We start from the raw sequence: 14518 nt of genomic DNA on the forward strand, positions 1-14518 counted from the left end.
TACATTTATTCCTGATAATAAGGAATATATTTTTGTTTTCTCCGCCAAACAGTCAGCCCAATCCCTGCAATAACCAGTATTAGAGACAGCCACTGTGAGACTCGGAAACCGAAAAACAGCAAACTGTCCGTCCGCATGCCTTCGATGACAAAACGGCCGCTTCCATACCAAATAAGGTAAAAGAAAGTTGCTTCTCCCTCTTTCAAAAAGCGGGAACGATGCCTAATGAGCATGATAAGAGCAAATCCAAGTAAATTCCAAAGCGACTCATACAAGAAAGTTGGGAGACGGTAAGCACCGTCGATATACATCTGTTTGCGGATAAACGCTGGTAGATAATCCAGATGGGCCACTGTTCTGCCGTATGCTTCCTGATTAACAAAATTTCCCCAGCGTCCGATTGCCTGAGCTAAAAGGACACCCGGTGCAGCAATATCTAAGAAATTAAGAGGATTGATCATACGGTAATAAGAGAAAATAAAGAGAACCGCAGCTCCGGTGATAAGGCCACCATAAACAGCCAAACCGCCATGCCAAACAGCAAATATTTCAGCTGGATGCTGCGCATAGCCACCATCAGACCACTGAAAAACAACATAGTAGATGCGAGCTCCGATAATCGCCAACGGAAAGGCAATAAGGATAAAGTCCAGCACATCATCAGGCTTTATTCCCTTTTTGGGAGCCTCTTTCATGGCCAGATAAACCGCTAAAAACAAGCCAGCCATAATACAGACGCCATACCAGCGAACCGTCAAAGGTCCGAGTTCAAAAATAATGGGATCAATCATCGCTGGCCTCGTTTCGGCTGATCAAATTAGTCAAACGTTCTTCAAAAGTTTGCGTCGCATCATAGCCCATCTGTTTAGCACGGTAATTCATCGCAGCTGCTTCAATCACTACAGAGACATTCCGACCGGTTTTTACAGGGATGCGGACACGGGGAACCTTGACTCCTGAAAGTTCAATCTCTTCATTGCCATTGCCCAGACGGTCAAAAATCTTATCTCTTTCAAAATTTTCCAGATAAATAGCCAGCTGAACCTGAGAAGAGTCTTTAACTGCGCTAGCACCGTACAGGCTCATCACATCGATAATACCTACGCCGCGGATTTCCAAAAGATGGCGGAGAATCTCAGCAGGCTCCCCCCAAAGTGTCTCTTCATCTTTGGCATAAAGATCCACACGGTCGTCAGCAACAAGCCTGTGCCCGCGTTTAACAAGCTCAAGACCGGTCTCACTCTTTCCGATACCTGAATCCCCTTGAATAAGGACTCCCATGCCATAAATATCCATTAAAACACCATGCACACTGGTCCGTTCAGCCAAACAGGAGTCAAGATACCAAGACATTTCTCCTGACAGACGGCTGGTAGGAACATGGCTTTGCAGAACGGCAATCCCTTCTTCCTTAGCCGCCTGGATCATCTCATCAGGAATAGCTAGATTTCTGGCAACGATGATGGCTGGCGTTTGAGGCTGAAACATTCCTTTGAGTACAGAATAGCGGTTGTGAGAAGTCATCTGTGTCAAGTAAGACCACTCTTTCATACCTAACAGCTGAATCCGCTCAGGTGAATAATAATCAAAATACCCCGTCATTTCAAGACCGGGTCTTGAAATATCCGATGTTGTGATTTTTTTAGCCAAAAGCTGATCAGTCCCGTAAATAACATCCAATTTAACGCGATCAGCCAGCATACCTACTGTAACTGCCATATTTTCTCCTTTTAAGTATTATACCATATTAATACAGAAATGACAGTTAGAGCCTGATGGCGTACAGAATCCTCAGATGACCAGCTGATGTGACAGAAAGGCAGTTCTTCTCTTTACTTTCATACTCCTCTCAAAACTAAATAAGCGTTTTCGGTCGCAGATCTGTTGCCAACACATATAAAAATTTCCTTTCAGCTTTACTGCCAAAAGGAAAGTCAAAATCTTAAAAACAAACAGTTAAGCACTCGCTGTTTACCAAAACCAGCCGTCGTTGTCATCGTCAATGATATCTGCATCTTTACGTTTGCGGGGACCTCTGCCATATTTATCATCATCTATTAAATCTTCTTTATAGGGCAGAAAAATAGCCAATAAGATATAAAGGAAAAAGCCAAAACCGGTGAAATAAATCAACAGAGCTCCTAAAATACGGGTCAAAGGAAGATCCCAGCCAAATTTATCAGCAAGACCAGCACAAACACCGCAAACTAATTTATTTTTCCTTTGCTTGTAAAAAATGGACTTCATCTTCATCCCCCTTTAATCTTTTCTATAGTATCAGTATACCATTTTCAGAAAAAATAAAATCAGCCCTAAGACTGATTCCACCAACAAGATACAAAGGCCGTGTAAAAATCCGTATGAAAATGGCGGTAAGCCAGAAATCTGTGATTTCGTTGGCGCACCCCTGCCAGGATGACTAGAAGGGTGCGGCAGGATGTCGAGACTGCAAAGCTTTCAGACGTCTGCGGCTGGCTAAAACTTAAGTCAGTGCTAGGTCGTCAAACCTTAGACATTTTTTTCTTTAAAAATGAACAATGTTGTTTCTAATCTGGGCTTATATGTCCATACTTACAAACTGTCCATGTCCTTTATATTTCTCTTTTTCAGACTCTTAGTCCGAAGTTTTTCTGATTAATTTGCCGCAGCAGCGGCCGCAGACAAATTTTTGTCTGTTGACACGGCGGTGACGTTGGTAGACTTGGCCGCATTGTTTGCAAGCATAAACATAAAAGTTTTTTCCTGCTGCAAAGGCGGGGTGTAACGGAGCCCGCCAACTTCCTGCAAAAGCTTTTTAAAGTCGGCATCTCGGTGTTTATAGCCTTTATTGGCATAAAAAAGATGATAATGACAAAGTTCGTGCCGAACAATTTTTCTAAACACTGTTAAATCCAGTTCTTGATAAAGCCGGAAATTAAATTCCAGATGGCCGTCCGAGGGAAAGAAACGGCCGCCTGTAGATCGCAGTCTCTTATTCCAATGAGCCTGATGCCGAAACTCTTCGCCAAAATCTTCCTGTGAGACCTGCCGGACATAATCAGTTATGTTCATTGATATTTACCAGTGAGAGATTGATTTTTCCGCGTTCCTGATCAAGTTTAGATACCCATACTGTCACAATATCCCCAACCGAAACAAGCTGACTGGGGTGTTTCACAAAACTGCTGCTCATTTCAGAAATATGGATAAGGCCGTCATCGTGCAGGCCAATATCCACAAAAGCTCCGAAATCAACAACATTCCGCACTGTCCCTTCTAACTGCTGACCGATTTCCAGATCCGAAATATCAAGGATATCCTGACGTAACACAGGGGCAGCAAAATTATCACGCAAGTCGCGGCCAGGTTTAAGAAGGTCTGCCAGGATATCTTTCAGCGTTTCCTTTCCTATCTTCAGTTCCTGAGCCATATCCGAAATCTCTACATCTCTCAATTTAAGCTGAGCAGACTCGTCCAGTTCCTGAATATCCAGCAAGGCAAAGAGTTTTTCAACAGCTTCATAAGCTTCCGGATGCACTCCAGTATTGTCCAAAATATTTTCTGCATCTGGAATACGCAGAAAGCCGGCTGCCTGCTCAAAAGCTTTAGCGCCGAGACGTGGAACCTGTTTGATTTCATCGCGGGATTTTATCTTTCCTTGTTCTTCGCGGTATTTAACAATATTTTCGGAAATGGATTTATTAAGGCCGGCAACATGGGATAGGAGGGCAGGACTGGCTGTATTGATATTGACTCCCACTTGGTTGACTACGGTTTCAACAACAAAGTCCAGATTTTCCGCCAGTTTCTTTTGGCTGACATCATGCTGATACTGTCCTACACCGATAGACTTAGGATCAATTTTTACAAGCTCTGCCAAAGGATCCTGCAGGCGACGGGCGATTGAAACAGCTGAGCGTTTCTCAACGGTTAAATCAGGGAACTCCTGCCGAGCCAGATCCGAAGCAGAGTAGACCGAGGCGCCGCTTTCATTGACAATAACGTAACTAATTTCAGGGAAGTCTTTAAGGACTTCTGCAACAAAAGCCTCGCTTTCGCGGCTGGCTGTCCCATTGCCGATAGCGATGATTTCTACAGCAAATTCTTTAAGTAGAGAGGCCAATTCCTGTTTAGCCTGTTCAATTTTAGCTGAGCCGGCAGGAGGAACAGGAAAAATGACTTGGGTTGTCAGCAGTTTGCCGGTCGGATCAACAACCGCCAGCTTTGCACCTGTCCGAAAAGCCGGATCGAAACCTAAAACGGTCTTGCCCTTAAGCGGTGAAACCAAAAGCAAATGGCGCAGATTATCTGAAAAAAGCACAATCGCTCCATCCTCAGCTGCCTCTGTTAATTCTGTACGAATACGGCGCTCCATTGCCGGAACAATCTTTTTCTTGACCGCCTGTGAAATCACCTGTTCAATATAAGTGTTTTTTTCTTTAAATCGGGTCGCAAAAAAGCGAAGCATTTTATCCGTATTATGAACAAAATGGATTTTCAAAACACCTTGTTTTTCACCACGGTTTAAGGCTAGGACGCGATAGCCTTGAATTTTTGATACCTTCTCAGAAAAATCGTAGTAAATCTGATAGACTTTATCACTGTCAGCTGCTTGATCTTTCAGACTTGAAGCAAGTGAACTGTAGGTCCAAATTTCATTATAGGTCCATGAGCGCAGTTTGGGATCATCTGACATGGCCTCAACAAGTATATCAACAGCACCGGAGAGAGCCGCTTCAGCACTGGCAAATCCCTCTGTGATAAATTTTTCTGCTTCTGTTTCAAGATCAGACGTGTTTTGTAAAATGAGCCTAGCTAGTGGGAAAAGGCCGGCTTCACGGGCGATCGTTGCTTTGGTACGGCGTTTCTCTTTATAAGGCAGATAAAGTTCTTCAACATCTGCTAATTTAGGCGCCGCTTCAATAGCTTGCTGAAGCTCTGGGGTAAGCTTACCTGCTTCAGAAATTTTAGCGAGAACTTTTTCTTTCCGCTCCGACAGTGCTGTCAGACTTTTATCTAAATCCAGAATAGTTTTAATCTGGATTTCATCTAAATTTCCTGTCATTTCTTTGCGGTAGCGGGCAATAAAAGGAATGGTGTTACCTGCAAGCGTTAATTCCAGAACTTTTTCAACTTGATTTTCTCTGATGCTCAGTTCTTGAGCAATCGCTGTCGTATTTATATTTTCCATAACGTTACTATTTTAGCATATAATTTCGGAAAAAGTCACGAAAATCATCAAGAATACACTCTTTTTTCGCAGAAAACCGAAAAATGCACCCATCAGAAAATCTTAGGCTGAACAGCTTACGCTTAGCACATTTCTCGGACTTGCAGCTTTTTTAAAACTTATAAAGCTAAAATCCCACTATTTTTTTATTTGATAGTATAATAATAATATGATCTTTTAGAAAGTAGGCTGATATTATGGCAATTACCTTTAAACGTGAAGACAGATTAGAAAAAATGCTGGAAAATTTTGCTACTCTTCCTGATTCAGATAAGTCGGAACCAAGCGATTCACAAGGAAAGGACAGTAAAAAAACAAACCCTTCCAAAGACGAAGACGCAAATTAGTTGACTGGATTTTTCTGACAAAGAGTGCTGCTCCGCTTGGCAGATGATCTAAAAACTGATACTGACTGCAAAAAGAGGGACTGCTCCTGCCTGATTTTTTAGGCCTGCAGCCGGCCTTCTTTTATTGTTACCGCTCTACTGAAAAAGGAGAACAACTCATGGCCTTTTTTAACCAGCTGCCTGACAGTGTCCTTCAATGGCTGGCCATTTTTCTATCCATTATTATTGAAGCACTTCCTTTTGTCTTTTTAGGTGCTATTTTAGCGGGATTTATCGAGGTCTATGTGACACCTGATTTGGTTCAGCGCTACCTTCCCAAAAACAAATTTTTGCGCATTCTTTTTGGTACTTTTGTTGGCTTTGTTTTCCCTTCATGCGAATGCGGAATTGTCCCAATCATTAACCGTTTCTTGGAAAAAAAAGTTCCCAGCTATACTGCTGTCCCGTTTTTAGCCACAGCACCTATCATCAATCCCATCGTTTTGTTTGCAACCTACTCTGCCTTTGGGAATTCCGTGCGCTTTCTCATGCTGCGCCTTCTTGGGGCTGTCTTGACTGCTTTTGTTCTAGGATTTATGCTGGCTTTTCTGGTTGACGACAATATTCTGAAAAGTTCTGCTCAGCCTGTTCACAGCCATAATTATTCTAAAGAAAAGGCAGGCAAAAAAGTTTTTCTGGCTATGGGACATGCGATTGATGAGTTTTTCGACACGGGACGCTATTTAGTTTTTGGAACCCTGATTGCCTCTGCAATGCAGATCTATGTTCCAACACGTATTTTAACAACAATCGGCGGAAATCCGCTGACTGCGATTCTTGTCATGATGCTGCTGGCCTTCATCCTGTCTTTATGCAGCGAAGCGGATGCCTTTATCGGTGCTTCCTTGTTGTCAACATTTGGTCTAGCACCAGTTCTGGCCTTCCTTCTGTTTGGACCGATGGTCGATATTAAAAATTTGATGATGATGGCAAAATCTTTTAAGAGCCGCTTTATTATACAGTTTGTCAGTGTTTCCGCACTGATGATTACCGTCTATTGTTTACTTGTGGGGGTGGTTTAATGGCTCGTTTTTTAATCTTAGTCGGTTATTTTGAATTATCAATGTATCTGCAGTTATCCGGAAAATTGGACCACTATATCAACAGCCACTATTCTTATTTGGCCTATATTTCCATGGCGCTGTCATTTATTTTAGCACTCGTTCAGCTGACAATCTGGATGAAAAAATGGCAGTTCCCCAGTCACTTGTCAGGCAGAATAGCCAAACTGACCAGTCCCTTAATACTGCTTTTCCCTGTTTTAGTCGGCTTGCTGGTGCCGACCGCTACCCTTGATTCAACTACTGTTTCTGCTAAAGGATACACTTTCCCATTGGCTGCAGGAACATCAAAAAGCGGACAGAGCGAAGACGGGACGGCCATTCAGTATTTAAAACCAGACACCAGTCTTTATTTTACGGAAACGGCTTACCAAAAAGAAATGCAGAAAGAGCTTAAAAAATATCAGGGAGCTAAAGAACTCACCATTACTACCGAAAACTACATGGAAGTTATGGAGCTGATCTATCTTTATCCAGATGAGTTTATGAACCAGGAGATTCAGTATACTGGTTTTGTTTATAATGAGCCAAATCATTCCGGCTACCAATTCCTATTTCGCTTTGGCATTATTCACTGTATTGCCGATTCTGGTGTATACGGGCTGCTGACTACAGGAAACAATCAGACCTACACTGATAATACTTGGGTCACTGTCAAAGGGACTATTACGATTGAATACAATAAAACACTGGAACAAAGCCTGCCTGTCCTTCATATTACAGAAGCAGCTGAAAGCAAAGAGCCTGATAATCCTTATGTTTACCGCGTCTTTTAGATTACCAATTCAAAATTGTCTGCTTCTTTCTTGTATTTATCAAAAATGGGAACACAGCTGTTCTTCAAGATGATTCTCCCCTTTAATAAATAGCTGCAGCAAGGCAAAAACTGAACCCTCTTTGTTTCCTTCCAGCAGCTCGTTCTGTCTTTAATCAGAAAAAACATCCGAAAAAGTGATTTTTCTCGGATGTTTTTCTATTTTCCTTTACCTGCTCAACAAACGGTCTTTACCTTTTACTTATAAAGTAAGCCAAACTGAGATATTTCTCAGCCTCGTCTTTTAGAAAACCCCTTCTAAAAGTCCTCTCATAAAGTCTTCGGAATTAAATTCACCAATATCGTCAATTTTTTCACCAAAGCCCAGCAGCTTAACAGGGATATCCAATTCCTGGCGAATAGCTAATACAACGCCGCCTTTAGCTGTCCCGTCAATTTTAGTCAGAATTAAACCTGTTAAAGGCAAAATTTTTGAAAATTCTTTAGCCTGACTAAGGGCATTCTGACCTGTTGAAGCATCTAAAGCCAAGAGAGTTTCATGAGGAGCATCCGGCAGCACGCGCTTAATAATGCGGCCAATTTTTTCAAGTTCTGCCATCAGATTGTCTTTATTTTGCAAGCGTCCTGCTGTATCGATTAATAAAAGATCAACGTCCTCAGCAACAGCTCTTTCAACACCGTCAAAAACAACCGAAGCCGGGTCCGCTTTTTCTGCACCTGTGACAACAGGTACATCCACACGCCGGCCCCATTCAACAAGCTGAGCAACAGCACCGGCACGAAAAGTATCTGCGGCAACCATCATGACTTTTTTGCCCTCTTGCTTGTATCGGTAAGCTAACTTCCCGATAGATGTTGTTTTTCCGACACCATTTACACCAACAAAAAGCATAACAGTCAAATCGTCCTGAAAATTCAGCTTTTCATTGTAAACATCGTCTTTTTCGTAAATATCAACCAGTTTCTCAATGATAACCCGCCTTAAGTCTTCTGGTTTTTTCGCATTTTCTAACTTCGCTTCATAACGCAGCTCCTCTGATAAAGTTGATGCTACATTAACACCGACGTCCGAAAGGATGAGGACTTCTTCCAATTCTTCGAAAAAGTCTTCATCAACACGGCGAAAATTAGCTAAAAAAGCATTGAGACGGGCACTAAACCCTGTTCGAGTCTTTTTAAGGCTGCGATTGTATTTTTCTTCTTTTGTTTCCGGCTGCTCAGAAGCCGAAGGTAAATCTGCTTGGACAGCTGTTTCGTCTGAAGAGGCTTTTTCTGGTGCTTGAGGTTTAACATAGGTTCCATCAGCTATAGCAGCTTCAATAGCTTCTTTTTGCGCATAATATTTAGCCATAAAATCTGCAGCTGCTTGATTGGCAGTATCAGCTGCCGAATCACCGCCTGCCGCCTCATTCAATAACTCTTGAGCAGGCGGATTTTCTGCTTCAGCAGACGCCGCTTCTTCTTTAAACAAAGAGTCATCGGCAGGCTGCTGAGACGGAAATGCCTCCTCTTGTTCTTGTGTTTGAAAAGTTGTCTGCGGCTCTAGTTCCTCTTGCAGCGGCTCATCAGAAACACTTTCCATTTGAGCATCGGCAGCAGGCGCTGATGTTTCCAAAATATCTTTTGCTTCATCAGTAACGGTTTGCTGAACCGGCTGTTCCTCTGACTGCTCAAAAACAGCTTTTTCTTGCTGCGCAGCTCCAGCCTCTGATTCTTGCAGCTTTTTCTCTTTTTTATTTCCAAATAAACGGTCAAACAGTCCCATAGCTAATCCTCGCTTAAAATATAATTATGAATGGCTTCCGCCACACCGGCTTCATCATTAGTACGTTTTGTTACAGTATCAGCAGCTGCCTTAGCAGCTGCTGTACCATTAGCCATGGCAACCCCCAACCCGGCCCAGGCAAGCATGGATAAATCATTTTCTTCATCACCTACAGCCATAACTTGACTGCTTTTCAATCCCAGATGTTTAGTCAGTCTTTCTAAACCAACCGCTTTATGGACACCCTTGGGCATAATTTCAAGAATAATATCACGTGATTTAAAAACCTCAAACTCATTATACAAGCTTTCAGGAAGTTTTTGAATTTGCTGATCGAGATAAGCCGCCTCAATGACACTGACTGCTTTATTATAAACAATATGCTCAGGAACAGCAGCGAGGTCAGCAACTTCTACGAAAGTCAAAAGCGGATTAGCTTTGTGATAAAGCGAGTGATGACCGCGGCTGGCTAAGCTGTAAACAGTGCCGTCACTCAATATATCCAAAGGAAGACCTAGAGGCTCAAAAACGGTATAGAGTCTGTTCAGATGCTGTCGGCTTAATTCACTTTTATCCAGAATTCCCCCGGTATTGCGCTGCACAAGGCCGCCATTAAAGGTAATGCTGTAATCATCTGCACTTATCAAGCTAAGTTCTTCCAGCAGGCCGCCGATAGCTTTTAAGGGACGGCCGGTAGTAATAACCACTTTGACGCCTTTAGCCTGAGCAGCCTTTAAAGCGGCTTTGTTTTCATCTGAAACCCGTTTCTTTTTATTGTAAAGAGTCCCATCTAAATCAAGAGCCAATAATTTTATTTCTGTCATTATTTATGTAACCATTCTTTCCATATAAGCTAAGACGGCGCCATCAGCACAAGAACCGATAACGCGGTCTGCAAGAGCTTTAATTTCAGGCTGTGCATTGCCTGTTGCAACAGCAGTTCCCGCAAAAGACAGCATCTCAAAATCATTCAAATTATCGCCGAAAGCCAGAACTTCCGAAGATTTTATCCCATATTTGCTGCAGAGCTGCTCAAGCCCAATTTGCTTATTGATATTTTTTAGAATAATATCGACTGAATTAAAGCCAGTAGTCACAGCACGGGCATAGTCCACCCGCTCATTGAACCAGGATTCACCCTGCTTAAGTGTCTGTTCTGAAAAATTAGCCGTTAACTTTAAAATAGTGTCTGAAACAGCTGCAAAATCGGAGACATACTGAATATTATCATAGTACTGACTGATAAAAGAGTAATAGGTGCTGCTGGCCTTAGTATGCAGATAAGCTCCCTGACGGCCCGAAAGAAGAAAATCGTAAGCTGACATATAGGGACTCGCTGACAAAAGTGCCGCTATATCCTGATATTGCTCAGGACTGATACTGGCCTCAAAAATGAGCTCTCCGTCTGCTTTTACCAAACTGCCGTTATCAGCAATAAAAGCGATTCTGTCTCTGTAGGCCGCAAACAGCTTTTCTAAAGTTAAAAGCGACCGGCCGCTGGCAGCAACAAACAGTATGTCCCGCTCCTTAAATTTATGCAGCAGATTATCTAATCTCTGCTGATCATAGGTTCCATCAGGAGCTAAAAAGGTTCCATCAAGGTCTGTCGCAACTAATTTTATCATATTAACCTCATTATATAACTTTATTGTAGCAAAAAACAATCTGCTTTGCTGTATCCAACAGTATTATTAATATATAAGCAAAGGAAAAGAGACGGGAGCCCCGTCTTCTCATTACCACTTTGCTCTGCACATCGGACAAGCTCCTTTCAGTCCGTCTAATTAAGCAGTTCTTCCGCTTCTTTGAGTTTGACAGAAACAATTTTTGACACACCTGATTCCTGCATAGTGACCCCATAAATACTGTCAGCTGCAGCCATTGTCCCTTTACGGTGAGTCACCACGATAAACTGGCTGGATTTGTCAAAACGGTTGAGATAATCTCCGAATCGTTTAACATTTGCCTCATCAAGGGCAGCCTCCACTTCATCAAGTATAACAAAAGGAATCGTTCTGACGCGAATAATCGCAAATAATAGCGCTAAGGCAGACAAAGCTTTTTCGCCACCGCTCATCAAATTGAGCGATTGAATTTTCTTACCTGGCGGCTGTACGGAAATCTCGATACCAGCTGTTAAAAGATCGCCTTCGGTTAAGAAGAGATCGCTGGAACCGCCGCCAAACATTTGCTTAAAGGTTTCTTTGAAGCTGTCACGGATAGCTGCAAAAGTGACTTTAAAACGGTTTTTAACTTCATCATCCATCTCATGAATGGTTTCAAGCAGCAGATTTTTAGCCCGAACCAAATCGTCCTTTTGGCTGTTTAGAAAAAGAAGACGCTCGTTAACTTCATCATATTGCTCGATCGCATCGACATTAATCGGCCCCAAAGCTTTGATCTGACGCCGCAGCGTCTGCAGCTTTTGCCTTGCTAGTTTACTGTCTTCAATGGTTTGGGCCCTAGTTTTAGCTTCATCCAAGGTCATCTGGTAATCCTCTGCCAGACTGCGGGCAGAAATCCTCAGTCTTTCTGAAATCTGTTCAATCTCCGCTTCATATTGAGCTTGCTTGCGGATAAAAACTTCGTTTTGCTGGTTAGCCTCCTGAACAGCCAGTGATAGTTCCTCAAGCTGAGCTTCGCAATCCTCCAGTTCAATACGGAGCTGGACTAAACGTTTTTCATCCTCTTCTTTCCTTGCTTTGGCTTCTGACAGCTGTGTCTGCAGTTTCGGCAGCTCTTGATCAGCTGAAAGACTAAGCCGGTCTCTTAAAAGGACTTCCAGCTCTTTAATATTCGTTTCTGTCTCCGTCAGATTGTTTTTTAAACGGTTTTTATTAGCTTCTTCGAATTTCTTTTCGCTGAGCAGCTCACGCTCATCAAGCCTTGCCTTGGCTAATTCCTGAGCCAGATTATCCGCTTTTTGACTGAGGACACCCTTATTCTCCTTGATTTGCTCAATTTCAGCTGTCAATGCTTCTTTTTTCTCAGCTAAACCAGCTAAAAGCTGCTCAAATTTTTCCTTTTCTTCGTTTAAGTGCTCTTTTGCCTGATCAGCACTGCCGGCTTTCAGCCCCTGATAAACTTCCTGCAAGTCGCCGAGCCGCTCTGACAGCCGATTATATTCCAGTTCAGCCCTTTGTTCAGCTAAACGGGCTGTTTCTCCTTCCGTTTTTATTTCTTCCAGAGACGCTTTCTTTTCTGTCAGAACCTGTTTCAGTCTGCCAACCAGCTGTTCCTGTTTATGCTGATTGATCTTTTCGGCATCGATCTCAGCTGTCAAATGTTCCAGTTCAGGCTTAACAAAGCTTGTGCTGTTTTGACGACTGCTGCCGCCAGAAAAAGAACCACCCGGGCGGATTTCTGTCCCGTCAAGTGTCACCAGACGAACCTGATATCTGAGGAGGCGGGCAGCGCGATTAGCATTGTCAACGGTATCAAAGAGGGCAGTTAGACCTAAAAGGTTTTTAAATATCTTTTCTAAATCAGGCGAAAAAACTGCCAGTTCGCTGGCTGCACCCAGAAAGCCTTGACAAGATGCCAGCTTAGAGAGATTCTGCGATGACAGCTCTCTGGGTTTAATCGTCGTCAAAGGCAGAAAAGTAGCTCGTCCCTGTCTGTTCTTTTTCAGGTAAGCGATAGCCCGCTTTGCGGCAGCTTCATCAGCTACAATAATATGCTGGCTGCTCGCCCCCAGAACAATTTCAAATGCGGTCTGGTAATCATGCGGAAAGCTTAAATGTTCACTGACTGCGCCAATAATACCACCGAGCTTTGCTGAGTTTTGCAGCACTGCTCTGACCCCAGCATAAAAGTTACTATGATTTTTTATTATAGCCGACAAGCTGTCCCGTCTAGCTTCCTTTGCCCTAAGCGAATCGGCCAGAGCAAACATTTTTGCGCGTTCATCTTCATACTTCTTTTCATCTGTTTGAAGCTGCTGAGAAAGATTTTGATATTGGTCCAGCAGTTCTTTCAGTACGTTCTTAGCCTTTGCAACATTGGCCGAGGCATTTTCAGTCTCCTGACCGGCTGTTTCCAGTTCCTGCTGAAGCTGTTCAATTTCCTCAGCCTGCGATTCTGACAGCTGTTTCTGATTGTCTATCTCTGTCAAAACAGCCGTTAAATTATTGGAAGCATCAGCTTCTTTCTGCATTATTTGCACAAAGTTTTCACGCAGCTTTTCCAACATCTGATCCGGATCGGATGAAATGCGTTCTGATTCGGCTTCCAGTTCCTTTATTTCAGCAGACAGACGGGTCAGCTTCTCCGATAATTGCCGCAGGTATTCTTCTTTATCCGCTAAATCACTTTTTAAAGAAGCAGCCTCTGCATTAAGGGCAGTCAAACGCTGATCTGCTTCCTGTTGGCGCTCTTGTTTTTGGCTGGATTCCAAATTAATCAAATCAATTCGCCGTTCAGTGTCAGCAAGCAGCCGCGTAAGTTCGACCAGACCAGTCTGTTTCTGGTTCATTTCTTCCGAAATGGTATGCCGGCGTTTTTTCAACGTTTGATTCTTAGTTTCTAAATTCTGACGCTCCTTATAATAGACCGATAATTGTTTCTTGACCTCTTCAAGTTCTTGGGTACTGCGGTCCAGCTTCAATTTATCATTATCAATATCTTCTACCAGGATATCCAACTGGAGCTGTTTACGCTGCTCTTCCAGCGCTAAAAATTCTTTTGCCGTCTGTGCTTGTTTTTCGAGCGGCTTTATCTGAGTTTCTAATTCATAAATAATATCTGCCAAACGATCTAAATTATCTTGAGTCTGACCGAGTTTACTCTGAGTTTCTTTTTTACGGGTTTTATATTTTAAAACACCGGCAGCCTCCTCAAAGATAGCACGCCGTTCCTCAGGTTTACTGTTAAAAATAGCTTCAACACGTCCTTGAGAAATAATAGAAAAAGAATCCCGCCCCAGTCCGGTATCCATGAATAAATCATGGACATCACGCAGACGTACCTTACGCCCGTCAATCAGATAATCACTGTCACCGCTGCGGTAAATATGGCGCTCAACACGGATTTCGTCTTTGGCCTCTTTAATAAAACCATCACTGTTATCCAAAACAACCGTAACTTGAGCATAATTAAGCGCCTTACGATTCTCAGTTCCGGCAAAGATGACATCGGGCATCTTGCCGCCGCGCAAGCTTTTGGCACTGGATTCTCCCAGTGCCCAGCGCAGACTTTCAGTAATATTGCTCTTGCCAGAACCATTAGGACCGACAACAGCTGTCACTCCTTTATCAAAGGTAATCTTCGTTTTATCCGCAAAGGATTTGAAGCCCTGCATTTCAATTTCTTTTAAAAACATTT

General features: G+C 42.9%; 11 protein-coding genes and 1 pseudogene. 3 read left to right on the plus strand and 9 right to left on the minus strand.

All coding sequences use genetic code 11. The features are described 5' to 3' along the window. Positions 1–5: 5 nt before the first annotated feature. The 5 genes and pseudogenes from lgt to DDV21_RS08210 form a co-directional block, all read right to left on the minus strand. A complete protein-coding gene (gene lgt, locus DDV21_RS08190) occupies positions 6–791 on the minus strand; it encodes a prolipoprotein diacylglyceryl transferase (RefSeq protein ID WP_116878200.1) in 786 nt (261 codons plus the stop codon). Next, complete coding sequence (hprK, locus tag DDV21_RS08195; RefSeq protein ID WP_116878199.1) at positions 784–1719, minus strand: HPr(Ser) kinase/phosphatase; 936 nt, start codon at positions 1717–1719, stop codon at positions 784–786. The genes lgt and hprK overlap by 8 nt, the downstream gene beginning before the upstream one ends. A 252-nt stretch (positions 1720–1971) precedes the next feature. After that, positions 1972–2247, minus strand: coding sequence for a PspC domain-containing protein (locus DDV21_RS08200; RefSeq protein ID WP_116878198.1), 276 nt, complete (start codon positions 2245–2247; stop codon positions 1972–1974). Positions 2248–2614: 367 nt separating this feature from the next. Then, a pseudogene (locus DDV21_RS08205) lies at positions 2615–3051 on the minus strand (SprT family protein). After that, positions 3038–5170: a Tex family protein gene (locus DDV21_RS08210; protein WP_116878197.1), complete on the minus strand. Its 2133-nt coding sequence runs from the start codon at positions 5168–5170 to the stop codon at positions 3038–3040. Before DDV21_RS08210 ends, DDV21_RS08205 begins: the two are co-directional and overlap by 14 nt. Positions 5171–5406: 236 nt before the next feature. Between DDV21_RS08210 and DDV21_RS11780 the strand changes: the two genes are divergently transcribed. The 3 genes from DDV21_RS11780 to DDV21_RS08220 all read left to right on the plus strand — a co-directional run bounded on the left by DDV21_RS11780 (position 5407) and on the right by DDV21_RS08220 (position 7432). Continuing rightward, a complete protein-coding gene (locus DDV21_RS11780; protein WP_162886300.1) occupies positions 5407–5556 on the plus strand; it encodes an SPJ_0845 family protein in 150 nt (49 codons plus the stop codon). 158 nt (positions 5557–5714) lie between these two features. Further along, positions 5715–6617, plus strand: coding sequence for a permease (locus DDV21_RS08215; RefSeq protein WP_116878196.1), 903 nt, complete (start codon positions 5715–5717; stop codon positions 6615–6617). After that, positions 6617–7432, plus strand: coding sequence for a TIGR03943 family putative permease subunit (locus DDV21_RS08220; RefSeq protein WP_116878195.1), 816 nt, complete (start codon positions 6617–6619; stop codon positions 7430–7432). The genes DDV21_RS08215 and DDV21_RS08220 overlap by 1 nt, the downstream gene beginning before the upstream one ends. A 282-nt stretch (positions 7433–7714) precedes the next feature. Here the strand turns inward: DDV21_RS08220 and ftsY are convergent, their stop codons facing one another. The 4 genes from ftsY to smc form a co-directional block, all read right to left on the minus strand. After that, positions 7715–9196 (minus strand): signal recognition particle-docking protein FtsY, encoded by a 1482-nt coding sequence (gene ftsY, locus DDV21_RS08225; RefSeq protein WP_116878194.1) that lies wholly within the window; start codon positions 9194–9196, stop codon positions 7715–7717. A 2-nt stretch (positions 9197–9198) separates the two neighbouring features. Beyond that, the gene (locus DDV21_RS08230; protein WP_116878193.1) at positions 9199–10020 is read right to left on the minus strand and encodes a Cof-type HAD-IIB family hydrolase; all 822 of its coding nucleotides are present in this window, start codon (positions 10018–10020) and stop codon (positions 9199–9201) included. Between the two features lie 3 nt (positions 10021–10023). Next, positions 10024–10821 carry an HAD family hydrolase gene (locus DDV21_RS08235; RefSeq protein ID WP_116878192.1) on the minus strand — a complete coding sequence of 266 codons (798 nt, stop codon included), beginning with the start codon at positions 10819–10821 and terminating at the stop codon, positions 10024–10026. Positions 10822–10976: 155 nt separating this feature from the next. Next, positions 10977–14516, minus strand: a complete 3540-nt coding sequence (smc, locus tag DDV21_RS08240) for a chromosome segregation protein SMC (protein ID WP_116878191.1) — start codon at positions 14514–14516, stop codon at positions 10977–10979. Between the last annotated feature and the right edge of the window lie 2 nt (positions 14517–14518).

Source organism: Streptococcus chenjunshii (assembly GCF_003086355.1).
GTDB lineage: Bacteria > Bacillota > Bacilli > Lactobacillales > Streptococcaceae > Streptococcus > Streptococcus chenjunshii.

Bases quoted from the DNA above. Each gene is read 5' to 3' on its own strand.
- DDV21_RS08200 (WP_116878198.1), bottom strand. From the start codon at position 2,247: ATGAAGTCCATTTTTTACAAGCAAAGGAAAAATAAATTAGTTTGCGGT.
- DDV21_RS08215 (WP_116878196.1), top strand. From the start codon at position 5,715: ATGGCCTTTTTTAACCAGCTGCCTGACAGTGTCCTTCAATGGCTGGCC.
- DDV21_RS08210 (WP_116878197.1), bottom strand. From the start codon at position 5,170: ATGGAAAATATAAATACGACAGCGATTGCTCAAGAACTGAGCATCAGA.
- hprK (WP_116878199.1), bottom strand. From the start codon at position 1,719: ATGGCAGTTACAGTAGGTATGCTGGCTGATCGCGTTAAATTGGATGTT.
- DDV21_RS11780 (WP_162886300.1), top strand. From the start codon at position 5,407: ATGGCAATTACCTTTAAACGTGAAGACAGATTAGAAAAAATGCTGGAA.
- lgt (WP_116878200.1), bottom strand. From the start codon at position 791: ATGATTGATCCCATTATTTTTGAACTCGGACCTTTGACGGTTCGCTGG.
- smc (WP_116878191.1), bottom strand. From the start codon at position 14,516: ATGTTTTTAAAAGAAATTGAAATGCAGGGCTTCAAATCCTTTGCGGAT.
- DDV21_RS08230 (WP_116878193.1), bottom strand. From the start codon at position 10,020: ATGACAGAAATAAAATTATTGGCTCTTGATTTAGATGGGACTCTTTAC.
- DDV21_RS08220 (WP_116878195.1), top strand. From the start codon at position 6,617: ATGGCTCGTTTTTTAATCTTAGTCGGTTATTTTGAATTATCAATGTAT.
- ftsY (WP_116878194.1), bottom strand. From the start codon at position 9,196: ATGGGACTGTTTGACCGTTTATTTGGAAATAAAAAAGAGAAAAAGCTG.
- DDV21_RS08235 (WP_116878192.1), bottom strand. From the start codon at position 10,821: ATGATAAAATTAGTTGCGACAGACCTTGATGGAACCTTTTTAGCTCCT.